The 23,705-nt window shown below is 68.0% G+C and carries 21 protein-coding genes and 2 pseudogenes; 8 read left to right on the top strand and 15 right to left on the bottom strand.

Annotated elements, in window-relative coordinates; all coding sequences use genetic code 11:
- Positions 1 to 54: 54 nt before the first annotated feature.
- The 5 genes from BUS84_RS41060 to BUS84_RS02065 form a co-directional block, all read right to left on the bottom strand.
- Positions 55 to 324 carry a DUF5946 family protein gene (locus tag BUS84_RS41060; RefSeq protein ID WP_425293419.1) on the bottom strand — a complete coding sequence of 90 codons (270 nt, stop codon included), beginning with the start codon at positions 322 to 324 and terminating at the stop codon, positions 55 to 57.
- The gene (locus BUS84_RS02080) at positions 266 to 490 is read right to left on the bottom strand and encodes a hypothetical protein (protein WP_143728154.1); all 225 of its coding nucleotides are present in this window, start codon (positions 488 to 490) and stop codon (positions 266 to 268) included. The genes BUS84_RS41060 and BUS84_RS02080 overlap by 59 nt, the downstream gene beginning before the upstream one ends.
- Positions 491 to 612: 122 nt before the next feature.
- On the bottom strand, positions 613 to 2,529 hold the full coding sequence (locus tag BUS84_RS02075; protein ID WP_074311922.1) for a CocE/NonD family hydrolase: 1,917 nt from the start codon (positions 2,527 to 2,529) through the stop codon (positions 613 to 615).
- Between the two features lie 2 nt (positions 2,530 to 2,531).
- Entirely contained in the window at positions 2,532 to 3,350 is an 819-nt protein-coding gene (locus BUS84_RS39365; protein ID WP_244298529.1) for a hypothetical protein, read from the bottom strand.
- A gap of 257 nt (positions 3,351 to 3,607) precedes the next feature.
- Entirely contained in the window at positions 3,608 to 6,568 is a 2,961-nt protein-coding gene (locus BUS84_RS02065) for a 3-keto-alpha-glucoside-1,2-lyase-like domain-containing protein (RefSeq protein WP_074308272.1), read from the bottom strand.
- A gap of 364 nt (positions 6,569 to 6,932) precedes the next feature.
- Between BUS84_RS02065 and BUS84_RS38870 the strand changes: the two genes are divergently transcribed.
- Positions 6,933 to 7,328: an AMP-binding protein gene (locus BUS84_RS38870; protein WP_074308270.1), complete on the top strand. Its 396-nt coding sequence runs from the start codon at positions 6,933 to 6,935 to the stop codon at positions 7,326 to 7,328.
- Positions 7,319 to 7,780, top strand: a pseudogene (locus tag BUS84_RS38865) (transposase); the annotation flags it as partial. The gene BUS84_RS38870 and the pseudogene BUS84_RS38865, both read left to right, overlap by 10 nt.
- Before the next feature lie 117 nt (positions 7,781 to 7,897).
- On the opposite strand, the gene BUS84_RS02050 reads toward BUS84_RS38865, so the two are convergent.
- Positions 7,898 to 8,740 carry a TRM11 family SAM-dependent methyltransferase gene (locus BUS84_RS02050; RefSeq protein WP_074308266.1) on the bottom strand — a complete coding sequence of 281 codons (843 nt, stop codon included), beginning with the start codon at positions 8,738 to 8,740 and terminating at the stop codon, positions 7,898 to 7,900.
- Positions 8,733 to 9,305, bottom strand: coding sequence for a hypothetical protein (locus BUS84_RS02045; RefSeq protein WP_244298330.1), 573 nt, complete (start codon positions 9,303 to 9,305; stop codon positions 8,733 to 8,735). Before BUS84_RS02045 ends, BUS84_RS02050 begins: the two co-directional genes overlap by 8 nt.
- 268 nt (positions 9,306 to 9,573) lie before the next feature.
- On the opposite strand from BUS84_RS02045, the gene BUS84_RS02040 reads away from it, so the two are divergent.
- A complete protein-coding gene (locus BUS84_RS02040; RefSeq protein ID WP_074308264.1) occupies positions 9,574 to 10,350 on the top strand; it encodes a hypothetical protein in 777 nt (258 codons plus the stop codon).
- A gap of 337 nt (positions 10,351 to 10,687) precedes the next feature.
- Here BUS84_RS02040 and BUS84_RS02035 read toward each other — a convergent pair whose 3' ends face one another.
- The 3 genes from BUS84_RS02035 to BUS84_RS02025 form a co-directional block, all read right to left on the bottom strand.
- On the bottom strand, positions 10,688 to 11,668 hold the full coding sequence (locus BUS84_RS02035) for a zinc-binding dehydrogenase (protein WP_208869494.1): 981 nt from the start codon (positions 11,666 to 11,668) through the stop codon (positions 10,688 to 10,690).
- Between the two features lie 69 nt (positions 11,669 to 11,737).
- Positions 11,738 to 12,304: a MarR family winged helix-turn-helix transcriptional regulator gene (locus BUS84_RS02030; protein WP_244298329.1), complete on the bottom strand. Its 567-nt coding sequence runs from the start codon at positions 12,302 to 12,304 to the stop codon at positions 11,738 to 11,740.
- Between the two features lie 386 nt (positions 12,305 to 12,690).
- A complete protein-coding gene (locus tag BUS84_RS02025) occupies positions 12,691 to 13,269 on the bottom strand; it encodes a TetR/AcrR family transcriptional regulator (RefSeq protein WP_074308260.1) in 579 nt (192 codons plus the stop codon).
- Between the two features lie 91 nt (positions 13,270 to 13,360).
- Between BUS84_RS02025 and BUS84_RS02020 the strand changes: the two genes are divergently transcribed.
- On the top strand, positions 13,361 to 13,807 hold the full coding sequence (locus BUS84_RS02020) for an anthrone oxygenase family protein (protein ID WP_074308258.1): 447 nt from the start codon (positions 13,361 to 13,363) through the stop codon (positions 13,805 to 13,807).
- Between the two features lie 113 nt (positions 13,808 to 13,920).
- Here the strand turns inward: BUS84_RS02020 and BUS84_RS41055 are convergent, their stop codons facing one another.
- Positions 13,921 to 14,223 carry a serine hydrolase gene (locus BUS84_RS41055; protein WP_143728375.1) on the bottom strand — a complete coding sequence of 101 codons (303 nt, stop codon included), beginning with the start codon at positions 14,221 to 14,223 and terminating at the stop codon, positions 13,921 to 13,923.
- Positions 14,224 to 14,405: 182 nt separating this feature from the next.
- On the opposite strand from BUS84_RS41055, the gene BUS84_RS02010 reads away from it, so the two are divergent.
- Positions 14,406 to 15,053 carry a CatB-related O-acetyltransferase gene (locus BUS84_RS02010; protein WP_074308255.1) on the top strand — a complete coding sequence of 216 codons (648 nt, stop codon included), beginning with the start codon at positions 14,406 to 14,408 and terminating at the stop codon, positions 15,051 to 15,053.
- A 174-nt stretch (positions 15,054 to 15,227) separates the two neighbouring features.
- Positions 15,228 to 16,475: pseudogene (locus BUS84_RS02005) on the top strand (IS701 family transposase).
- A gap of 202 nt (positions 16,476 to 16,677) precedes the next feature.
- Here BUS84_RS02005 and BUS84_RS02000 read toward each other — a convergent pair.
- The gene (locus tag BUS84_RS02000; RefSeq protein WP_074311916.1) at positions 16,678 to 19,242 is read right to left on the bottom strand and encodes an ABC transporter permease; all 2,565 of its coding nucleotides are present in this window, start codon (positions 19,240 to 19,242) and stop codon (positions 16,678 to 16,680) included.
- The gene (locus BUS84_RS01995; protein ID WP_074308253.1) at positions 19,242 to 20,000 is read right to left on the bottom strand and encodes an ABC transporter ATP-binding protein; all 759 of its coding nucleotides are present in this window, start codon (positions 19,998 to 20,000) and stop codon (positions 19,242 to 19,244) included. The genes BUS84_RS02000 and BUS84_RS01995 overlap by 1 nt, the downstream gene beginning before the upstream one ends.
- 252 nt (positions 20,001 to 20,252) lie before the next feature.
- On the opposite strand from BUS84_RS01995, the gene BUS84_RS01990 reads away from it, so the two are divergent.
- Together BUS84_RS01990 and BUS84_RS01985 are read left to right on the top strand one after the other, a co-directional pair.
- Entirely contained in the window at positions 20,253 to 21,440 is a 1,188-nt protein-coding gene (locus BUS84_RS01990) for a sensor histidine kinase (protein ID WP_074308251.1), read from the top strand.
- Positions 21,428 to 22,087 carry a LuxR C-terminal-related transcriptional regulator gene (locus tag BUS84_RS01985; RefSeq protein ID WP_074308249.1) on the top strand — a complete coding sequence of 220 codons (660 nt, stop codon included), beginning with the start codon at positions 21,428 to 21,430 and terminating at the stop codon, positions 22,085 to 22,087. Before BUS84_RS01990 ends, BUS84_RS01985 begins: the two co-directional genes overlap by 13 nt.
- 569 nt (positions 22,088 to 22,656) lie before the next feature.
- Here BUS84_RS01985 and BUS84_RS01980 read toward each other — a convergent pair.
- A complete protein-coding gene (locus BUS84_RS01980; RefSeq protein ID WP_074308247.1) occupies positions 22,657 to 23,181 on the bottom strand; it encodes a GNAT family N-acetyltransferase in 525 nt (174 codons plus the stop codon).
- Between the two features lie 81 nt (positions 23,182 to 23,262).
- Positions 23,263 to 23,700, bottom strand: a complete 438-nt coding sequence (locus BUS84_RS39360) for a hypothetical protein (RefSeq protein WP_244298328.1) — start codon at positions 23,698 to 23,700, stop codon at positions 23,263 to 23,265.
- Between the last annotated feature and the right edge of the window lie 5 nt (positions 23,701 to 23,705).

Below are 23,705 nucleotides of genomic sequence, written 5' to 3'. Positions count from 1 at the left end.
AACTCTGCCCGCTACACGCGCGCCTTCATCAACCTGTGATCAAACAGTTTCCAGTCATCGCCCATCGTCGTCGGCCCACGCAGCGAAGGTGCGTTCGGCCCAGGCACGGACCCTGAGTTCGTAACCCCGGGCTGGAAAGCTGCCGTCAACGGCCACGTCGACGATGGTTGTCTCAAACGCCGCGGGTGCCCGACGCTGTGGCATGGGTCGAGCCGCGTAGAACAGTGGTCGGTCCTGATCGTCGCGGCGTCGATGGCGATGAGAGTTACGTCGGCGTGGTGAGCGGCCGCCGTGGATCGTGCCGGACGGGTTGTGGCAGCGCATCGAGCCGTTGCTGCCCGAACCGGGTCGCTACCAGCGGTGCCCGGGGCGCGTCGTCCAGCGCTTGCGTGAGCCGGATCTGCGCCGGTGACTCCGGGTCGCGCTCCTCACCGGCCAGCGCCAGGGCCGGGTCGCCGGGCAAGGCCCGGATGCTGACGAACACCAGCATGCTCGCCAGCGCCAACAGAGATGCGCCGTCCGCGGCGGGCGAACGTGAGCATCTTCAAAAATGCCCGGCCCGGTCCGAGTGGGCGGAAACCCGCCGCCCGGACCGGGCCGAAGCAATTGGCCTTACTCGCCGCCGAGGGCGGACGCGAGTGCGGATTTGCCCCCGACGATCGGGAGGTCGACTGTGGTTTGGCTGTGGTGTGTGTACAGGCTCAGCTGCGTGCCTGGCGGCGGCCGGAGGGTGAAGACCCGGTCGCTGGAGTACACGACGAGCCCGATCTGGCTACCTTCGTTGAACACGTAGTCGTGCGGCTGCAGGTCGAAGTTGTGAGTGAACGGGGCTCCCGGCATGATGCCGTAGCTGCGATCCAAGCCGAACCGCTTCAGCGGGTCCGACCAGCCCCGCGCGATGATCTTCGGGTTGCCCGACTTCGGGTACTCGACCAGCATCGCGCTGACGATCCCGGCCCGGGCGTTGATCGACATCCGCGTCGAGACATGCACCGTCCCGCTGAGATGGACGGGCTCGGTGAGCGCCGGGGTGCGGTAGGCGAGGCGGTTCGGCGACTGCTCGGCGCGGGCGAAGGACGTCGCGTCGATCGTCATGTCGTCGGTGAAGGTCTCGGTGACCGGTCTGTCTGCGGCGTTGCGTGTCAGCGTGAGCCTGCCGGTGGTGTTGTCGCCACTGGCTCCTAGGAAGAGCGGTGTGGAGGCAGAGCCGGGCGTCGGCCAGCTGTCGTACGGCGTCCAGGTGCCGTCTTCGCGCTCGATGACTGCTGCGGGCTCGTCCAGCACATCGTTGTTCACCCCGTGCAGCCAGTAGGTCCACCAGCGGTTGAGCAGGTCCAGCCAGGCTGCCCGGTTGTTCGAGAGCGCCCGGTCGCCGTGCCCGCCCTGGTGCAGCCACACCTGGTGAGGGATGCCGTTCTCTTCGAGGGCGTCAACGAGCTGGGCGGCGTTGCGAAGCTTCACGTTTTGGTCGTTCAGGCCGTGCTGCACCAGGACGCCGCCCGCGATGTTGCCGATGTTCGGCAGGTAGTTGCGCTCGTGCCACCATTGGTTGTATTCACCGGTGAGCCGGTCCTGACCCCGCCGGACCTCTTCCTTGGTGTAGTCACACACCTCCGGGTACTTCCGCGAGATGTTGGAGTTGTGGTTGGAGTTCTGGTCGCCCCCAACGTTGGTGTTGGTCGAGATCGGCGTGCCGTTCATCCGGCGGTAGTCGTAGTAGCTGGAGATCGCCGCGATGGGCACGATTGCCCGCAGTTCCTTCACACCGGTCGTGGCCACCCCGATCGGTAGCGTGCCGTCATAGGACGTGCCGATCATCCCGACCAGACCGGTGGTCCAGTTCGCCTCGACCGGGTTGCCGTCGATGTCATAGGCGTCGGCCCGGCCATTGAACCAATCGATGACCGCCTTGAGCGAATTGTGCTCCTCGGGACCACCCCCAGTAGTGCACCCCGTCGAGCTGCCCGTACCGAGCATCTGTGCGTGGGCGAAGATGAAGCCGCGTGAGAGGAACTCGTTCTGGTACGTGCCGCCGTTGATTGTCTGGTGCGGTGGCTCGGTGCCGTCGTACGGCTTGTCCGGCGGCGGGAAGTACGGGAACGGGCCGGGATCCGGCGGCGGCGCGTAGCCCGGCCGCTCCGGGGCGTAGAGCGGGACGTGGACCTCGTTGTTCAGGAACTCCCCTCCGTCGCCCCAGTAAGGGCTCGCCTGCATGATGATCGGCAGCTGGATGCCCTTGTCGGTCGACGCCGGTCGCCGGATCTGCACCCGGATGCGGTCATTGGCACCGTCCCGGTCGGTGTCCATGCCCTCGACCTCGACCCAGACATTCTGGGTGATGATCTCTTCACCGGCGTACACCGGCTGGGCTCGGCCGTTCTCGAACACAGGGCGCTGCCCGGTCGGCTGCTCCTGGGCGCCGGCCGCCGGGGCGGCGAACCCAATCGAGGCAACGAGCGCCAGCGCTACGGCGCCGGGCAGCCAGTTTCGTGGTCGTGATCGTCGCTGTCGATGGATGGGCAGATGCATGGTCACGGGCTCCTTCGGTGCGCAGGGCATGGGCAGGACGTGTCGGGACCACCGACGAGTCGGTGAGGCGGGCGGTTTTCAGGCGGGGCAGCCAGTTGCCGGGGAACTCGAAGCCGGTCATGGCCGAGGTGCCCGCCACGAAGCCGTTCGGGTGGTAGTGGTGGATCGTGCTGCGGCGTTCGAGAATCTCCTCGATGGCCTGCTGGTAGCGCCTTTCGCGCGTCGAAGTCCACGACCGCGCGGGCCTCCGTCGAGCAGTGCGTCGGTCGAGTCGTCGGCGGCCCTGCTGTAGGGCCGCCTGGTTCTCGCCGGATGTGCTGCCGCCCCCGCTGTCCGACACCGGAGAGCAGGCTGCGACGGTGCAGGGCAAGGGCGACCGTCACCACCACGATCCGGAGTGGACGGAGCCTGCGTGGGCTCGTTTCGCTCGGGCAGGGGTTCGATGGCAACTCCTCGAGTCGGCGACTCTGGGAGCGTATGTTGTATACGAAGATGTGTGCAAGACCTCCTTCGATGCCCTGCGACCACCACCCTGCACTTGCCGAAATCTCGTCCGTGCAGGTCACGCAGCATGCTTGCATTCGTGGGAGAACACCGCCGAGACGGTCGTGTCTGCGTATGGCGAGGCGGGCGAGTCGTTCGGGTCGGCGAGCTGCGCGGGCATCGGGTGTAACGGGGGTGCGTTGGCGATGCCTTGGAGAGGGCCGGTGGGAGTTGTAGAAGTCCTCGAACTCTTTCAGGGCGTGCAGGAGATGCCGCTGGTTCCAGATCAGGGTGCGGTCCAGGAGTTCACGCCGGCAGGTCTGTAGCCAGCGTTCCATGATCGAGTTCATACGGGGCATCCGGGCGCCGCCGAGGACGACGTCGACGCCCGCGTCCTTCAGGACGGCGTCGAACAGGGCAGGATCTTCCCGTCACGGTCCCGGATCAGGAACCGGGCCCTGCAGCCAGCGTGGCGAGCAGAGCCTCCTCGACCATGTCCAAGCCTCGGCCCAGCATGCCTGGGCCGAGGCTCTGCTGCGGACGGCCGGGCCGGCGCGCCGGTACCCGGCCATCCGCGTTCTGGCAGCTGGCGAAGCTACCGGTCCAGCGGCTCGATCCAGATGTTGCGGTACTGGACCGGATTGCCGTGGTCCTGCAGTCGGATGGCACCCGTCGCCGGGCCCTCGGGCCGGCTGCCGCCAGTCGGGCCGAGGATCTCGACGTCGTCGTGCACCCTGACGCCGTTCCACACCACGGTGACGCGGGGGTTGTCGACCTTGTTTCCGGATGCGTCGTAGCGGGCCTGCCGGTACACGATGTCGTACGTCTGCCAGGCCTGCGGCGGCAGCGCCGCGTTCACGTCGGGGGCCTTCTGCGTGTAGATGGCCGCGGCGTCGTTGGTCTGCGGCGGGTCGATGCCGAAGGAGTCCAGCACCTGGATCTCGTAGCGGTCCTGCAGGTACACCCCACTGTTGGCGCGCGCCTGGCCGGTCACGTCCGGCGGGTACAGCGGCAGGTTGAACTCCACGTGCAGCCGGAAGTCGCCGAAGGCCTGCACCGTACGCAGGTCCCCGTTGCGCACAGTCATGGCGCCGTCGGCGATCGCCCACTCCGGTTCGCGCCCGTCGCTGTGCTGCCACTCGGTGAGCTCGCCACCGTCGAACAGCGTGATGCGCTTGCCGTGCGGCCGAACGGCGAGCACGTCCAGGTTCACGTGCCCGGAGTCCGCAGCCTCCTTGCGGTACTCGACCAGGTTGCGACCCTTGTTCAGGCGCACCTTGGTGCTGACGGTGCCCCACTCCTCCCAGGTCACGGTGGAGGGGAAGACCATCTGCTCGACCCGTTCGCCGTTGACGAACAGGCTCAGCTGCTTCTCGCCGGAGTAGGGATTCGGGCCGTTGCTGTAGCGCATCGCCAGGTCGTACGTCCCGGCCTCGCGGACATCGACGGACATGCGGGTCGACGCGCCGTCGCCGGCGAACCCGGCGGCGAAGCCGGCGCCGGAGTAGGCGGCGTGGTCGGTCGCCATGCCGACGCCGGCCGTACGGCCCTCCTCGGCCTCGAAGAAGGTTTGCGGCTGCACCACCCGGCCCGGGATCTCGTTGAGCGTGTACCAGGCCTCAGTGTTCCACAGCTCCTCGCCGCCGGCGGATGAGAACGGACGCGGGGAGCGCACGTGCACCACGCGGTTCTCCTTCAGGCCCGGGATCTGGAGCTTGACGGTGCGGCCGTCGGCCGACAGCTCGGCCTTGGCCACCTTGAGCGTCTCCAGCTCGAGCTTGGGACCGCCGTACTGGCTCGTCGCGCCGTAGCGCCACTGCGTCACCTGGTACGCGTCGGGGAGTTCCTGCGCGGTCTCGGCCGACAGCGGCTTGGTGTATTCCAGCTCGAACCCGACGTGCGACGCGCGCATCTGCTTGACCTCGAAGACCGAGGTGCCGTTGGGTGTGAGCTTCTGCAGGCCGTAGGTGAGCTTGCCCTCCTGGCCCCAGTTGCCGCCAGCGCCCAGGCCACCGGTGTAGAGCGCGCCGTCGGGGCCGAGGGTGACCTCGTTGACGCCGGCCTCCAGGCCCTGCGTGTGCCGGAACACCGCGCCCTGGTACTGCCCCTCGATCTTTTCAAGGAAGACGCGCTGCAGGCCGCCGTAGGTCACGTCGCCGACGACCAGTTGTCCCGCGTACGGCCCCTGCTTCAACAGCACGGGAGTGGACGGTGAGTTGCCGATTTCGTTCTGCGGGATCCAGACGATGGGACGCGTCACCGGCTTGTCGTCGAACGGACCCACAGGCGTCGTGTAGTGGTTGTAGAACGCCCCCTGCTGGATCTGGACCAGCTTGGATGCTGGCAGCCAGCCGCCCTGGTTGTCGGTGACGAAGACCTCGCCGCGGGGGCCCCACCCGATCCCGTTGGGGGTGCGCAGCCCTCCGGCGACATACGTGATTTCGCCGGTCTTGGCGTTCACCTTGATCGAGGTTCCGCGATTCGGAGCGGGCTGGGGCACGGTGGTGGCGCCGCCCTGGTTGATGGCGACTGACAGGTTGAGGTAGAAGTACCCGTCCCGGTGGAGCAGGCCGAACGCGAACTCATGGAAGTTGCCGCCCCATGGCCAGGTGGCAACGGTGCGGCGGTCGTCGGCGAGGCCGTCGCCGTCGGTGTCGCGCAGGGCCGTCAGCTCGTGCTTCTGGCTGACGTAGACGGTGCCGTCGACCACCGCAACGCCCTGGGGTTCGCGCAGCCCGTCTGCGAACTTGCGGTATGTCACCTGCCCGGGGCCGGTCTGGCCGGTGACGCCCTCGACCACGTAGACCTCGCCGGTCGCGGTGTCGGTGCCGCCCCAGGTGGAGATCATCAGGTCGCCCTCAGGCAGGAACGCCATGCCGGTGACCTGCGGCTGGAGCCCTTCGGGGCGCAGGTCGGTGAGGGTGTAGCCCGGGTGCACCCGGTCGAGCGGCAGGCCGTCGCCGGCCGAGTCGGTCGCCCCCTCGCAGTACTTCCATCCCGGGGCGGTGACGCGTACGACACCGGCGTCGGTGCTCAACGCGGAGTTCGGTACGAGCTCGAAGTCGGCTGCACCCGGGCGGCGCCATTCGAGCCGCAACACCTGGCCGCCGCCATTGTCGAAGAACTCGAGGCGAAGTGGGTGCAGGCCGGCGCTGAGGGTGGTCGACCCTTCCTTGAAGGTTTCGCCGTGCAGACCGTCGTGGTCGACGACACGCTGATCGCCGATCGTCAGCCGTGACCCGTCGTCGCTCGTCAGCCGGAATGTGTAGTCGCCATCGACGGGCGCGGCGAGATTGGCGATGACGTGGCTGATGAACCGGTCCGAGAGTCCGAACTCGTCTGTGGTGTTCCAGTTGATCATCGGCATGAGCTTGTCGACGTTCGGTGTCTGCGCCGGCTTGAGGGTGCACAACGTCGACAGCGGAGTTCCCATGTCGTACGAACGCAGGGTGACGCCGGGTTCCTGCGGCGGGACATCGACGGTGACGGGTGCGGCCCCGGCTGGGGTGATGGTGACCGCGGCGAGCAGGGTCGATAGAGCGGCACCTGCGGCCACGAGCCTGACGCGACGGCGTCGGCGCCATCGGTTCGGTGCGGTCATGCTTCCTCCCGGTGGGTGCGGGTCCTGGCCGAGGTAGGAGCCGGGGAGCTTTCTCCCCTGGACCGGCCAGTACGGTCTCCGAGGACAAAAGATCGATCGCTGACGTTAACACTTTGCATTGATTGAACGGAACTTTTAGATTTGTGGATGGAAGTTACCCCCTGCTGGTCGATGTCCTTGGCTGCATCTGGGCAGCGCGCAGCGTGGTCCAGAGGGGTCGGATGCGGAAGCGGGCGTCGTCATCGGTGCGCCGGTCGTCGATTCGACGGGCGGGCCAGGCGACGAGGGCTGCGTCACGAGAATTCGGCGTCTGCACCACGTGTTCGAGTCCGCCTGCGACAAAGATCCATCTGCCATAGCACTCGAGTGCGGCGACGAGCAGCTGACCTACCGGGAACTGGACGAGCGCGCGAACCGGCTGGCCCACCACCTGCGTTCCTTCGGCGTCGTGGGTGGCGCGCGGGTGGCCATCCTGCTGCAGCGTTCGGTCGACACGTACGTGGCGTTACTCGGCGTGGGGAAGGCCGGGGCCGCCTTCGTGCCGATCAACCCCGAGTCCCCCGCTACGACCTGTTCCACCGATAGGCACGCGCCGGAGCCTGGGCTGCGATCCACGACGCGCTACGCGATCTGGTGCGCGTCTACGAGGGCCGAGACCCGCTGCCCACCGCCGCGGTCATCGACTCCTAGTCGGTACGCGCGGGCGACACCGTGACACGTGCCAGCCGCGGCTACGACGCCGGGAAGAAGATCAACGGTCGTAAGCGTCACATCGCCGTGGATACCGGCGGCCTGCTCCTCGCCGTGATCGTCACCATCGCCGCAGTCCAGGACCGCGATGCCGGACACCGCCTCCTCGCACCGGTCCGGGAGAAGTTCTCCACCATCACGCACTGCTGGGCCGATGGCGGCTACGCCGGGCGCCTGGTCATCTGGGCACGCGAGGTCCTGGCGATGACCGTCGAGATCGTGAAACGCACCGACGACGTCAACGGCTTCAAAGTCCTGCCCCGCAGATGGGTCGTCGAGCGGACCCTGGCCTGGATCAGCAAGCATCGCCGCTGCGTCCGCGACTACGAAACCCGACCCGACCACCACGAAGCCATGGTCTACATCTCGCTGATCATGACCATGTCACGCCGACTCGCCCGCACCGGCAACTGGTAACCGAAGTTCCCGAACGCTCACCTAGACCCGGGCCGCCGTGGGCGACTACCGCGGCTTGGTGAAGAGCTCCGGCGTCTGCCTTGCCAGGCCCGACAGCTCCTGAGCATGGCAAGGCTTTCAGCGGCGGCGAAGGACCAGCACGTCCTCGTGCGCCACCAGGTGCACGGGGATGCCTTCGTCGCGGGCGCGGCGCACGGCTAGGAGTCCGAACATGTTGGCTCGGTGCACGATCTGCCCGTCGCGGACGGCGGCGAGCATCGCAGCCGTCCGCTCCACCGGGACAAGCCCGGCTGACTGCGCGACGGCGAGCAGCTCGCCGGGCAGGTCGATCAGGTCATCGCGTTGGCGGCGTACCGGTCGGGAGGTGATCACCACGGTGCCGCCGGGACGCAGCAGCTGGTAGCTGGCGGCCAGGATCGCGGCGAATCCGTCGAGCAGGCGGGACCATCCCGCATAGGCTAGATTGCCACGCTCGCGGTCCCCATACAGGTGGTTCCGCTTGCGTACCCCGGTACTCGTGGTCTGCACGAGGCCATGCGTTCCGCGCCCATAAGGTGGCGACGTGAGCACAAGGCTCACCCGGCCGACCGCGGACGCGGGCACGAGGTCGAGCAGACCTGTGGCGTCCCCGGTGAACACCGTCGCCGTTCCGGCGGCGCCCTGCGACGCGGCGAGGGCGACGTTGGCCTCGGCAAGTGCGGTGTAGCGGGGCTCGATGTCGATCCCGATGCCCTGCCGCCCGAGGTGCATGGCCTCCACCAACGTGGTGCCGCACCCGCACATCGGGTCGAACACCACATCGCCCGGCGCGCTGTACGAGCTGATCGCGTGGGCGGCCAGGTGGGGCAGCATCTTCGCCGGATGGCGGGAGGTTTCTCGGACGTAACGGCCTCGCCGCTGGTCACGGGCGGGTATCTGGCAGGTCAGCCACACCGAGGTGACCGGCAGCGTCTCAGCCATCGGCGCGCCCGGTCGCCATCGCGCTGCGGGTCAGGATCAGCACGTCGGTGTGGATCGCCAGCTGCGCCTGCTGGCCACGCCGGGGCGGCCGGTCGGCCGCCACGATGTGCTGCAGGTATGCCAGCCCGGCCCGCTTCGCGGCGACGACGACGTCGACCGGCAGGGTGACATCTCCGTGCGGCAGCAGCACCGCCACGCAGCCACCCGGCGCGAGGCGGGCGCGGCAGCGGAGAAAGAACTCAACCGGGCAGGGGTAGGCGACCGGCCAGCCGGTGACGATCAGCGTCGCCGGCTCCCGCCCCCAGCCAACCGGGCGGGCCGTCTGCAGGTGGTTGCGGCGGTGTGCCGCGATGACCGCGCGGGCCAACTGCGGCCCCTCGGCCAGGTCGATGATGAGGTCGCACGGGTGGGTGAGGTTGTGGACGAGCCGCACGCCCATCGCGTTGGACATGGTCTCGCCCTCCTGCGCAGCAGGGACCGGCCAGACGGTGATCGGCACGGGCGGGTCGCCGGGCACCACGTCCCCCACGGGGACCGGTGCGCGGTGGACGCTTCTATCGGTCATGGGCACGGTGGCCCCCGGACCGGCGGGCGTACTGACGATCCCCAGTGCGCCGCTGACAGGCCCATCGAACCCGCCCCTCCCCTGACAGGAACGGTCAGCCCGGCCGCCAGACAGCCCCGCGGGCAGGCGGCGCACCGGCGAACCTGACACGAGCGGACACGACCTGTCCTGGTCTGACACACGCTCGTGGTGTCAGGTCGGGCTGTCCCAATCGGGGGTCTCGAAGCGTTCGCGCAGGGCGAAGCGCTCCCGTAAAGGAGGCATCACCATGGCCACAACCCCCCGCACGAGGACAGGCGACACGGCGCTGACCACTGCCGAGACAGCCTTCGAGCTACTGACCTGCGAACCGGCTCCGCTGGTGTTCGACGCTCGCCCGGTACCAGGTCTGCCGGACACGACGATGCCGCTGCACGAGCTACGCAAGCTGCTGATGGACGGACGCTACGACAGCAACACCACCGATGAGCTGTGGCGGCAGTTGGCCCACCACGCCCGCGAATGGGGACCGGCCTGGGTCGTCGGCGCGATCGGCGTGGCCCTGCCCGCCCTGACACACCTCGCAGCGAAGATCAGCCGCGGCTACACCCGGCACGCCGACGACGTCGACTCCGCGGTCCTCGCCGGGTTCCTTCAGGCACTGCGTGCGGCGGACCTCACCCCGCCCCGGTTATGGCTGCGGCTGTGCTGGGCGGCCTGGCGCGCCGGGGCCGCGGTCGTCAAGGCCGACGACGGCGAGGAACTGCCGCTGGACCTGCCCACCGGCTCGCGATCGCCGAGGATGCCCTACGGGCATCCGGACCTGTTGCTCGGCCGGGCAGCCGCCGCGGGCCTGATCACCGCCGAGGCCGCTGAGCTGATCAGCGCCACCCGCTTCGGAGACGCGCTGATTGAGCAGTTGGCCGCCGAGAAGGGCGTCACCGCGTCGGTCCTGCGGATGCGCCGCCGCCGCGCCGAACGCGTCGTGGCCGCCGCAGTCACGCGGGGCGACCTGTCCGGCCCGAGCCGCTCGTCCGGCTGCCAAGAAACCGCCATGGCGGCCTGACAACACCGCCCTGTGGGCATACAGGTTGAGCACATCGGTTGTGTTGTTCATGAGCACGCAGACCGAGCGAGTGCCGGGTCGTCGCTGCGGATGCGCGGACGCGGCGCCGCATGTCGTATCAGCGGTGCGGAAACCGGTATGGGTGTCCCGCGGTTGCGACAGCGCCGGGTCGAGTGCCCGGATATGGTCAGCAGTCGTCGTGCTGCCGCATTCGCTGGTCGCGCGGACTGCTGGGCAAAGGTGGACCGTTTGCTTCGCGGAAGCACAGCCGGAGGCGGCGAGGACCCAGAGGGCAAACCTCGCCGCCCCCGGAGTTGACCTCGACAGCGGTCGTACGTCAGTGCTGGACGGCGACGATGCGGCCGTCGACCCGTCCGCGTTCCAGCCGCCCGATCGCTTCGCCGATCTGCTCGAAAGAGACAGTACTGAGCAGAGGTTTCACCTTGTTGCGGCTAAACAAATCGAGTACGGCCCGGACGTCGTCGAAGGTGCCGCCAGCCGACCCGAGGTAGCGCAACTCCTTCGACAACAGCGCCCAGGTAGATATGGTGGCGGTACTGCGACCGAGTCCGACCTGAACGACGGTGCCCCCGTGGCCGATTGCCTCGAATGCTTCCGCCGTCGTCGTCCCGAAACCGGCGAAGTCAATGATGACTTCGAGGTTCTTGTCGGCGAATTCGCCGATGCTCCTCGCGACGTCGGCTACGCCGACGTCGAGAGCACGGGGCCAGACGTCTTCGTTGATCTCGACCCCGTACACCTCGGCACCGAGGGCCAGCGCGAACTGTGCTCCGAGAAACCCCAGACCGCCCAGCCCGATAATACCGATCCGCGTGCCCTGCTTCGTCCCGCCGTACCGGACCGCGTGGTACGACGTCATCCCGGCGTCCATTGCGAGTGCCGCGTGGACAAAGTCGACGTCGTCCGGTATCCCAAGGATGTGTTCCTGGCGGGCGACCACATACTCGGCGAAGCCGCCATCGCTGGCATTACCCGGGGTCTCGAGAGTGGACGGGATCGCGACCCGCTGTCCGATCTTGAATCCGGTAACGCCGGCGCCGACTTGGGCGATGACCCCCGACATCTCGTGCCCTAGCGTGATGGGAGCGAACGGAAGATGCGTGATCGTCCCCTCGAGATATCCGATGTCGCTGTGGCAGAGCCCTGAAGCCTTGACATCGATAAGGACCTGGCCCGGCCCCGCTTCGGGCACATCGACATCACGCAAGGTCAGAGGGCTCCCCACACCTATGAACTGCCACGCTTTCATTTGCGGCACACCTCTCTCATCATGGGCCGAGGCGACGGGATCGTCCACGCTCCGACACGCCGTGTTGACGCGTCACCAACGTTACCCCGGTCTGATGACACGTCAATGACTGACGTATCACATAGAGGTCAGGTGTCGATCCAAGGCATCCAGAATCTCGGCCAACGACGCGAACTGCTGCGCACTCAGTGCGTCGGCGAAGTAGCGCTTGACAGTCGCCGTGTGGATCTTGCTGGCTGTTTGAAAACGGGTCTCGCCCTGTGTTGTCAGCGTCACGTGGGTTGCCCGACTGTCATGTGGACCGGAGCCCTCGCGACGAACCAAGCCACGCATCTCCATGCGTCGAAGGTGATGCGACAAGCGACTGCGTTCCCAATCGATGCTGTCGGCCAACTCGGACGAGCGGATCCTCTTCCCGGGGGCCTCCACGAGGGCGAGCAGCACCTGGTAGTCGCCCGACGAGAGTCCTGACTCAAGCGCCAGTTCGGCAGTCAAGGCACGAGCGAGCGCCGACGTCGTATCGAGGAGGGAGCGCCACACCGCCAACTGTTGTTTCGTCATCGCCTCGCGCGGCGCTCGGGCTGGTCCGTTCGCGCTCGGTGTCGAATGAGTATCCCTATGGGCCTTTGGATCGGTCACATCCCCGATCATCTCTTGCGCGAGGTCGACCGTCTCCGCTGGCACGCTTAATGATGAGAAAGCGATGCTTGTGCGAGTATGCGGCCTTCATGTGTGTTTCGTTTCTGAGCCACATGGGCGGACTTGTTTGCTGTGAGGTGTTGACGGCCCGCGCCGTTGTGCCCGGTCACCAGTGACGGCCCGTTGGTCGAGCAGGTCAAGATCATCGCCAGAGGGGACAGGACACGGGTCGGGGATCGGTGCCGGCACCCCGCCGCGACCGTGTCAGCGCGCGGAGGTATCGACAGAGCGGAAAGCACGCCGGTAGGCCACGGCGCAGCCGCAGATCGCCGGGCCCCGGACCCCCGACGGGCGCGAGTGACCGGAAGCGATGCCGCAGGCAGGCAGCGGGGCCCGAGGACCCCCGGGTGTGTGCCCGCCGGGACGGTGCGTCAGAGCAAGGCGAGCCGGTCCACCAGCAGTTCCACCCTCTGCTCGGTGTGCTCCGGCGGCAGCCGTCCGGCCCGGGTCAGGGTGGCCAGCCCGTGCAGGGCCGCCCAGAAGGTCTCGGTGAACAGCCCCGGGTGGACGCCGTCGCCGGCGACCTCGCCGAGGCTCTCCAGTAGCGCGGCGAAGGCGTCCTTGAGAGGTGCCGGGGTGTCCTCGTGCGCGAACGCCAGGCCGCCGTCGAGCTGGAAGATGGCGTCGTAGACCGCCGGGTTGCGTGCGGCGAAGTCGAGGTAGGCGCGGGCGAGGGCGGTGACCCGGGTACGAGGGCCGTCCGCGGCGGCGGTCGCGGCCCGCACCGCCGCGGCCATCTCGGCGGCGCCCTGCAGGGCGACGGCGCCGATGATCTCGCGCTTGCCGCGGAAGTGGCTGTAGAGGACGGGCTGGCTGTATTCGATGCGCTCGGCGAGCCGGCGGGTGGTGACCGCGTCCCAGCCCTGCTGCTCGGCGAGTTCGCGGGCCGTGGCCACGATGAGGCGCTCGCGGTCCGCCCGTTCGCGCTCCTTGCGTTCCTGTACCGACATGATTCGATCCTAGCACCGCTAGACGATCGAGCGGCAGCAGTGCTAGCGTTGCCACGCCAGCTATCAACGCTAGGTTCCAGGAGGGCTTTTCATGCTCAACGCACTCGAGGTGTTCACCACCGTGGTCGTCGGCGTGATGGTGGGGGTGGAGTTCTCCGTCGCCTTCGTCATCAACCCGATCTTCAACGCCCTCCCGGAGGACAGTGGCCAACTCGGCCGCGCCCACGGGGGCCGGATGCTCGGCGCCGTGATGCCGGTCTGGTACATCGGCTCGCTCGTCCTCGTCGCGGTCTGGGCCATCGCCGGATGGCACCACCACGGCACCGGCCTCGTCGTCACCGCTGGCGCACTGCTGATCCTCAGCGTGATCATGTCGATCCTGCTGCTCGTCCCGATCAACAACCGGGGCAAGACGTGGACCCCCGAGAACCGGCCCGCCGACTGGAAGCAGCAGATGAACCGCTGGGACCGCTTGCACTACGTCCGCGTCGCCGTCATCATCGCCGCCTTCGCCCTGCTGGTCGCCGCCCTCACCTGAGCCCGCGGGCCGACACCGCGCCGGTGGGCACAATCCCCACTCCCCGGGCGGCAGCGGGCCCGACATCCGGGAATACAGCTGCCGCTGAGAGCCCCCAACTGGATCCCGACGAGCTACGCCCCTCGATGACCTGCGCGGCTCTCGGCTCTGGTTCGGGTGAGGTCTTTGATCCAGATCACCGAGGCACGTTGCAGGACGACGGTGGCTTCGAACGCCTTGCGGGTACTGGCGATTCGGAAGCGTCCGTTGGGTGACACCGGGCGCCTGGTGTCACGATCGGCGACCCCGCTGGTGGCGACGAGGTGCCGGCCGTCGGAGTGGTCACTCGGGCTTGAACGCCGGTCACCCCGAGGGCGTGGATCGCGTCGGTGTCCCGTCGCAACCGGGCCGTGGCGTGGCCGGAACCGGTCGCCGATCCTTAATACTCCAACGTCACTTGGCTGAAGTCGTCCTCATCAAGCGGGATTCGCGCGGTGCTCCTGGACCGGATAGCGACATCGAGGCAGTGCGCTCCGTGTAGACGGGTGCGGTGGTAGCGTGCGGCGAGTCTTTGCGATCTTGGTTGCGTCCCTTCAGCGGCCCGATGAGGAGATTCACGATGGCAGGTGTTCCGGCCGATCCGGGCGTGCTGCATCCGATGCCCGAACAGCCGCGCGTGGTGCTACTGAAGCCGCTGGTCACCTCGCCACTGATCGAGGTTGGGGAGTTCACCTACTACGACGACCCGGATGATCCAACCGCCTTCGAGACCCGCAACGTGCTGTATCACTACGGGCCGGAGAAGCTGATCATCGGGAAGTTCTGCGCGCTGGGCGAGGGCGTGCGGTTCATCATGAACGGCGCCAACCACCGCATGGACGGCCCGTCGACCTTTCCGTTCCCGATCATGGGTGGTTCCTGGGTCGAACACTTCGATCTCATCACCAACCTGCCCGGACGGGGTGACACTGTGGTTGGCAACGACGTGTGGTTCGGATACCGAGCCATGGTGATGCCCGGCGTCCAGATCGGCAGCGGAGCGGTCATCGCTTCCGGGTCCGTCGTCGTCGACGACGTCCCCGACTACGGCATCGTCGGCGGCAACCCAGCCAGGCTCATCCGCCGCCGCTACAGCGAGGAAGACGTCGCCCGCCTTCTGGCACTTGCCTGGTGGGACTGGCCAACTCAGGACATCACCGAGCACCTTCGCACGATCATGTCCGGCAGCATCGACGACCTCGAGGCCGTGGCGCCCAAGCATCGGTAGTGCCAGGTCGAGCCTGGGCGGGCTGACCCATACCAGTCGGGTGCTGGGCGTGGCGAGGGCATGAGGACGACTACCGCGTTGATCATCGATCATGGTGGGAACAACCGAAGATCATCCGGTGCCGAGGGCCACAGGCCGGACCTTGACCGGTGGCGGGTCATCCTGAACGAGGCGGTGACGCGCGTCGCTGGCGGCTTCGTTCGGGAGGAGCCGCGTCGGACTGTCGGGCAGTTCGTGGAAGGGCTGCTGTCGGGCGTAGATCGGAAGACCTGCTGGTCGTTGGCGGAACGGGCTGGTCACGCCGATCCGCAGGCGATGCAGCGGCTGCTGCGTACGACGGTGTGGAATGCCGACGTCCGCGATGACGTGCGTTCCTGGCTGGTGGAGCAGCTCGGCCACCCCGACGCTGTGCTGGTCACCGACGAGACCGGCTTCCTGAAGAAGGGGCGTGGGCTCGGTCGGGGTGCAGCGGCAGTACACCGGCACCGCCGGCCGGATCGAGAACAGCCAGGTCGGAGTGTTCCTGGCCTACGTCTCACCCAAAGGGCGAGCCATGATCGACCGCCGGCTCTACCTTCCTGAGGCGACCTGGTGCGATCGCCCCCGACCGTCTCGCCGCCGCCGGTGTCCCGGACCAGGTCGGGTTCGCCACGAAGCCGGCCCTGGCCCGGCAGATGATCGCCGCCCGCCCTTGACGCCGGTGTTCCGGTCGGGTGGGTGACCGGCGACGAGGTCTACGGCGCCGACCCTGGCCTGCGCGCTGACCTGGAACACCGGAGGATCGGCAACGTCCTGGCGGTCGGCTGCGACCGACGCGTGGCGGTCAACGGCGGCCGCACCCTTGTGCGCGTCAACGAAGTCGCGCAGCGGATCCCCAGCCGGGCGTGGCAGCTGCACAGTTGCGGGCCAGGAGCGAAAGGACCCCGTGACTACCTGTGGGCCTGGATCACCACCGCCACCCAGCCCGGCGAGTATCGGTGGCTGCTCGTCCGCCGCAACCGCGCCACCGGCGAGCTGGCCTTCTACCTGTGCTGGTCACCCCGCCCGGTGCCGCTGCACACCCTCGTCAGGGTGGCCGGCTCCCGCTGGAGCATCGAGGAGCTGTTCCAGACCGTCAAAGGTCAGGTCGGCCTGGACCAGGTCCGCGGCTGGACCGGCTGGCACCGGCACATCACCCTGGCCATGCTCGCCATGGCCGTCCTGACTATCCTCGTCGCCCAGCAATCCGACGCCGACCCGCAGGTCATCGCGTTGACCGTCGCCGAGATCCGCCGACTCCTGAACGCCTTCGTCCTCGCCCTGCCGCTACCACCAGCGCACACCCTGCGCTGGTCCACCTGGCGACGAACATCCCAAGCCCGAGCCCGACGATCCCACTACCAGCGCAGACCCAGTCACATCGCCAGCCGAAAGATCAAGTGACGTTGGAGTATTAGGCCCGGGTCGAGCCCGGTGACCGTGAACGTGAGGGCGACAAGGCCCGCCGTCGCACCCAGCGCGACCCGCTGCCTCGATAGGTTTCTGCTGTTCAGTCTCATGGCACTGACGCTAGGAGCGGCGTTGACGCGGACCGATACCTCGTACCACCCGATATGCGGTACAGCTGGCTGTGGCGTCGCCGGCGTCACTCGCGAACGCCAATCGCGTCGACCGGCTGCGACCGCATGGCGATCCGGGTCGAGGTCATGATGGCGGCCCAGCCGAGCAGCGCGGCGACCGCGACGATTCCCAGGTAGATGAGCAGTGGGATGGACGGGATCAGCGTCCTGGTCAGCCCGATGCTCGTGCCGATCAACGACGGGATCGCGGCCAGGGTACCGATAAGAACGGCTGCGACGACGATGATCCTCGTCTCGCTGCGCATCATCGCGAACACCTGGCGACGGGTGGCGCCGACCAGTTGAAGCAGGGCGAATTCGCGAAAGCGTGCGGCGGTCGCCATCACCAGGGTGTTCACCACGGCGATCGCGAGGTAGCCGAGCATGACCGCGTTGAGGATGAGGCCGACCGCCGACTCGCCGGTGGCGGCATCGCGCTGCGCGGCGACGAACGACTCGCGGTTGTTGACCTGGACGCTCGGGAGGTGTTGGACAGCCGATCGCAACGCATCGCCGAGTGCCCCGACGTCGGTTCCCGTGGCCGGCGCGATCAGCACCGCGAAGTCCAGGCGGTCGGTGGTGTGCTCCAGGACGAGGTCGTGCGGCAGCGTGACGTCACCGAAGCCGAGTCCTCTCTCGTAGAGCGCCACCACCGTGGGTCTGATCGGCGTGCCGTCACCGAGACGGAGGTCCACGGTGTCGCCGAGAGCAGCGCCGAGGGTGCCCGCCGCGATCCGGCTCAACGCCACCGTGTTGCCCCGCACATCCGCGACATCGCCCTGGAGAACGGCGAGATCCATGGTCTCGGCGAGCCGGTGGCCGATGGTCCCCTGCGCCGGGTAGGTCCTGATCTGAGGGTCGTCTCCCGAGGTGAACGCCAGCGTCCGCGTGCGGACGACCGGGGTCACCGCCGAGACGCCGGGCACGTCCCGGAGCACGTCCGCGACCTCGGGCGAGACACCGGCGGACGTGGACGTGACGACGTAGTCCGCGCGCAGTCCGTCCGCGGCCTGATCCTGCGCGGCCGAGCTCGAGGTCGTCGCGCTGAAGAGCTGCGCGGCGGCCAGGGTGATGCCCATGATCACAGGAGTGGTCGCCGCGGCGAGCCGCCGGGAGTTGGCGTGCGCGTTCGCGGTCGCGAGGAACCCGCTGACGCCCGACCTGCGGTTCAGCGAGGGGCCCAGCACGGTGACGGCACCGCCGAGCAACCGCGGCCCCAGCAGCGCGACGGCGAAGACGAGCAGGAACGCCGAGAAGGCCGCGCTTTCAACGGCCCCTTCACCGGGTAGCACCAGCGGCAGCACGGCCGCGGTGGCGAGACCGACGGGGACCAGCAGCAAGCCGATGGTCAACCGAAGCCATCCGAGTTTGGGCGGCTCCACCGCGGCCTCGCCGAGCGCGTCCACCGGCCTGAGCTTGGCCGCTCGCCGGGCGGCTATCCAGCCGCCCAGACGGGCGCCGACCAGGCAGAGCACCATCGCCACGAGTACCGGAAGCGGGCTGATCGACAGTTCGAAGTCGTCCGGTACCGCGCCGACCAGGGTGAAGGTTTCGTGGAAGAGGAAACTCAGCCCGATGCCCGGAATCACGCCGAGCACTGCCCCGAGCGTGCCCACCACCATGGTCTCGGCGGCGATCATGCCGAGCACCTGCTTCGGGGTCGCGCCGATCGCCCTCAGCAGCGCCAGTTCCCGCAGCCGCTGCCGAACGGACAGGGCGAGTGTGCTCGCCACGACGATCATGATCACCAAGACCATGCTGCCGCCGAACGCCAGCGACAGTTCGCTGATGAACGAACGCGTGCTGCCGATGGCGAGGAACTCGACCTCGCTGCGGTCACTGCCGGTGTAGACGACCACATCGGCGGCCGCCGCCTTGATGGCGCTTGCCAACTCGTCGGCATTGACACCGGGCGCGGCCAGCACGCCGATCGCGTCCACCCGGTCCGGTTGGCCGGTCAGTTCCCGGGCCCGGTCATCGGTGAAGAACAGTGCGGACTGCCGGACGAGACTGCCTGCAGGCAGACCCGCGATGCCCGTCACCCGGTACGTCGACGTGTTCGAGCCGAGCACGAGCCGAACCGACGCGCCGACGGTGACGCCGGCCCGCTCGGCCAGCGCGGAGTCCAGCACCACGTCGTCCGGCCCGGTCGGGGCCCGGCCGGCGCTCGTGGTGAACGGGCCGAGCGTGGCCGACTGCCAGCCATGCCCGAGCGCGGGGGTGCCGTCCGGCCCGGCGAGCACCTCGGCGTCGGCCATCACGAGGCTGACCGGGACGTTGACGTCGGCGATCGCCGCCCGGACGCCAGGCACTCGCGCGATATCGCCGACCCGGTCGGCCGGCAGGGTGGCCCGCTCGCCGAATCTGGGATCCACGTCGTCGGCCACCGGCAGTGCCTGCGGGGCGCCCACCACCAGGTCGGCAGCCTGATAGCGCTCGGTCGGCACGCCCGAGCGTTCGCTGCTTTCCAGCAGGATCCCGCAGGCCGTGATCACCGCCGAGCCGAACAGCACTGCCACGAACGCCGCGACGAACCCGCCCTTTCGTCCCTTGACCGTGCTCCAGGCCAGCGCCAGCATGCGCTTGGACATCACGCGGCGGCCCACGGCTCGCCTAGGTGAGTCATCCGCTCGGCGATCTGCTCGGCGGACGGCCGGGGCATCTCGCCGGCCAACCGGCCGTCTGCGAGGAACACCACGGTGTCAGCCTGCGCGGCCGCCACCGGATCGTGCGTGACCATCAGCACGGTCTGCCCCAGGTCGTCGACGATCTTCCTGAGCAGTGCCAGGACCTGGCGGCCGGTGCCGCTGTCCAGCGCGCCCGTCGGCTCGTCGGCGCACACCAGGTCGGGCCGGTTGATGAGCGCTCTGGCGATCGCCACCCGCTGTTGCTGGCCACCGGAGAGCTGACTCGGGCGCCGGTCGTGATGCTCGGCGAGCCCGACCGCGGCGAGGACACTCGCTAGTTGCTCGGGATCGACCGGTTTCTCGGCCAACCGGACGGGCAACGTGACGTTGTCCGCCACGCTCAGCGCACCGAGCAGGTTGTACGCCTGAAAGACGAACCCGATCCGGTCCCGGCGCAGCTCGGTCAACTCGGTCTCCGACCGGCCGGACAGCTCCGTGTCACCCAGCACGACCCGGCCCGATGTCGGGCGGTCCAGACCGGCCGCGCAGTTCAGAAACGTGCTCTTGCCGGACCCGGACGGGCCCATGACGGCGGTGAACGTACCGCGCGGGAATCCGGCTGTTACCCCGTCGAGAGCGCGTACCTCATTCCTGCCCGACCCGTATACCTTTGACACCGAATCCAACTGCACTGCGTACGGATGGGTCGTAAATGTCGGCATTGCATCCGGGTATAGCGAGTGGGTCGCGGTGGCCTCGACCAGCGCCCCGCGTCGTCTCGATGGGTTTCTGCTGTTGAATCTCATGTGGTCCGACGCTAGATTCCGCGTCGTCGGATACCGATATCCCGTACCACCCGATGTGAGGTACAGCTGGCTGTAGTGCTGCGGGCGGCGGCCACGGGGCAGACTTGGCGCCGTGTCGGGAACGCGAAGGGACGCTGCCCCGAGGAGGGTACGCAGAAAGGGCATCCTGTGACGTCGGGTCGACGGTGGGTGCAGGCGTGGCGTGGCGGGGCCTACCTGCTGAGATCACTGGCCACCGGGGTCGCCACGCTGCTCGCGCTGCCGCTGCTGTGCCATCCGAGGCGCGCCCGGCGATGGGCGAATTGGCACCGTGACCGCGCCGGCCGACTGCTCGAGACGCCGTTGGCATCGCGTCCTGCCCTGCGCGCGACGGGACGCCGAGCATGGGCCGATCCGGCGGCGCCCCGCGACCTGCTCTGGCTGCCGGTGAACGCCATCACCGCAGTGCCGCTCGGCCTGCTCGCGCTGCTGTGCGTCGGCAATCTCCTGACCGCCGCAATCGCTACACCACTGTGGTGGGCGTTCGCACCGCAGGATCGGCCACGGCTGTTCATCGATATTCCGGTGACCAGTTGGGCGACAGCCCTCACACTCGGTCCACTGCAGATCGTCCTGCTCACCGCGCTGGCGTACCTGGCCTTCGCGCCGATCGCTCGCGCACACGCCCGGATCTGCCTGGTCGTGCTGTCGCACTCGGCGGCCGAACAGCTCGCCGACCGGGTCGCCGTGTTGACCCGCACCCGGGCAGACGTGCTCGACGCACACGGCGCAGAGCTGCGCCGGATCGAGCGCGACCTGCACGACGGCACCCAGGCGCGGCTGGTGGCCATCGCGATGCGGCTGGCCGTGGCCCGGCGGGCACTGTCCGGCAATCCACGAAACGAGCAGTTCCTGGAAGGACTTCTTCGGGACGCGCACGAAGGAACCGAGGAGGCGATGACCGAACTCCGCGACGTGATCCGAACCGTCTACCCGCCGATCCTCGCCGACCGCGGCCTCACCGGTGCACTGACCGCAGTGACGGCTCGTTGCGGCGTGCCAACCCGGCTGGACATCGACAACCTCGAAACGGTACCGGCGGCCGTGGAGTCTATCGTCTACTTCGCCGTCGCCGAGGCACTCACTAACGTCGCCAAGCACAGCCAAGCGACTACGGCCGGCGTACGGGTGAGCCACACGGCAGACCGGTTATCGGTGGTGATCACCGACAATGGCGCTGGCGGCGCCGACGATCGGCTGGGCACCGGCCTGGCCGGGATCCGTCGCCGGGTGCTCGCTCTCGACGGCACCGTCGAGGTCGATAGTCCGGCCGGCGGGCCGACGACGATCACCATGGAGCTGCCGTGCGGGTTGTAATCGCCGAAGACAACGTGCTGCTGGCCACCGGACTGGAACTGCTGCTCAACAGCGTGGGGTTCGACATCGCCGCCATCGCGGGCGACGCGACGGGCTTCCTCACCGCCGTGCGGGACCATCGGCCCGACGTCACCATCGTCGACGTCCGGCTGCCGCCGTCATTTCGCGACGAGGGCATCCGAGCCGCCCTGCAGGCCCGTCGAGAGCACCCTGGCCTGCCGGTGTTGGTGCTGTCGCAGTACGTCGAGCAGCAGTACGCCGCCGAACTCCTCTCCACCACCGGCGGCGGCGTCGGCTACCTCCTCAAGGATCGCGTCAGCCGGGTGGATGAGTTCGTCGACGCGCTGCGCCGAGTGGCCGCCGGTGGCACCGCCATGGACACCGAAGTCATCGCCCAACTCCTCGCCAACCGCGGCCACCCGATCGCCGTCCTCACCCCTCGCGAACGCGAGGTACTCGCGCTGATGGCACAGGGACACGACAACAACACCATCGCTGACCGGCTTTTCATCACCGACAACGCCGTGCACAAGCACATCGGCAACATCTTCAACAAGCTCGGCCTCGCCGCCACCGACAGCGGCCACCGCCGCGTCCTCGCCGTTCTCACCTACCTCAACGGCGCGGGCCAGATCGGCGGCGACTGAGTACGCCGGTGACTCCTCAACCGCGGCGACCAGCGCCGCCGGGGCAGCGCGCATCCGAGCTTTCTCCACGGCAGAAGGATCTCCAACTCGGCGACGAGGCCGATGACGTACGCGCGACTGACTCCGCGAGCAACAACTCCACGTGATCACGCCGCCTGCCCATGCACACTCCATGAATCCCATAAAAGAGTGCCCAGCCGCACAGAACTCACGTGATCACGGCCCACCGACCGCCCACTTCCATGATCACGTACGTTTGTGCTTGGTCAGCGGCACCCAAGGGCAAGCCCGGGGCCCATTCCGAAACTTGGAAGTCTAGGCACCCCACAGCGGCCCTGGAGCTCCAAAAATCGGCCCGCCAGACACCAACTACTGAGACGTCGGAGGGTGCAGTTCGATCAATCACCCGACACCCGCCCATCGGCACGACCGGACGTCCTCGCACTCGGACGAACCACCTTCGGCGGCTACCTAGCCGTGACGGGGCGCTCCGACGCCGACGCGCACGATCGGCGGCAGTTGAGGATGACGCGGGGAGGGCGACCACCGGCGGCACCTGACGACGCACGTCAAGAAACGTCGCCGTTGCACTTGATCATCGCGCAGCGACGGGAAGCATCTATTCCGGGCAGCGACGCTTCGTGTTGCATCGCGGCTGCCAGCTCGCGTCCGATCTCCGCGCCGAGTAGCTCTCGGTACCCAAGTGTCCGGTAGTAGGGGCCGTTCCAGGGCACGTCGCGAAATGTCGTCAGGGTCGTCGCTGGCCGATCGTTGCGCCTGCCCCATGTCTCGAGGTGCGATATGAGCCGGCGGCCGATGCCCCGCCGAGCGTGAGTGGGAGCTACCGATACCTGCTCTATGTGGGCATTACCGTCCAGCACCCTTGCCACGATGTAGCCGGCAATCTTCCCGTCTTCCTCGGCAACCCAGATCAGCCCTTGCTGCTGACTTCGACTCAGGGCCTGCTGATCGGGGACATGGTCGGCCACCTCTGACATGCCAACCGAGCGGAAGAGCTCGCCAGCCTGGACCTCAAGCAGGGCCAAGTCATCGAGCTCCGACTGTCTTGCCGAACGGATCAGCGGGGAAGCCACATCCTCACCTTTTCACAGAGGCAAGACGGCGTGTCATCGGCATGACCGCGCGGATCGCGGCATGAGAGTTCATCGACTCAGTTACTGCATGATGGTGACCGGTGGGTGCTCCTGCGAGGCGGTGCAACGGTAGACCTGGAGTGTGTAGCCACGACCAATTTCCACCTGGGTCGGGGTGTGGTCGACCGACTCGTCCTCCTCAGTGATGGGACGCCAGCTGCGGCTGTCGCCGTCCCATTCGTCGCTGGGGATGGTGAGAAGGGGTTCCAGCGGAGCGCCGCAGCACCGGAGCTCATCAGGGCCCGCCGGGCTCCGGAAGGTAAAGAAGGCGGACCAGCCACCGACCTTCCAACCGGGAGCGATTGACAGATCGCCCCTGTAACCCGGTTGCTTCTCGTCCGGTGACTGGAGAAGCTCCCTTTCTCGGGAAATGATGCGTTCCGCCAGCTTGTCATCCAGCTCGTGATAAGCCGGGTACTCGATGACCTGCTCTGGGTGCAGAACGCAAGGTTCCGGCACGTAAT

It is taken from the genome of Micromonospora cremea, from assembly GCF_900143515.1.
In the GTDB taxonomy this organism is placed as follows: Bacteria; Actinomycetota; Actinomycetes; order Mycobacteriales; family Micromonosporaceae; genus Micromonospora; species Micromonospora cremea.
The sequence above is the reverse complement of the archived record's forward strand: the minus strand, read 5'-3'. Positions and strand labels throughout refer to the sequence as shown.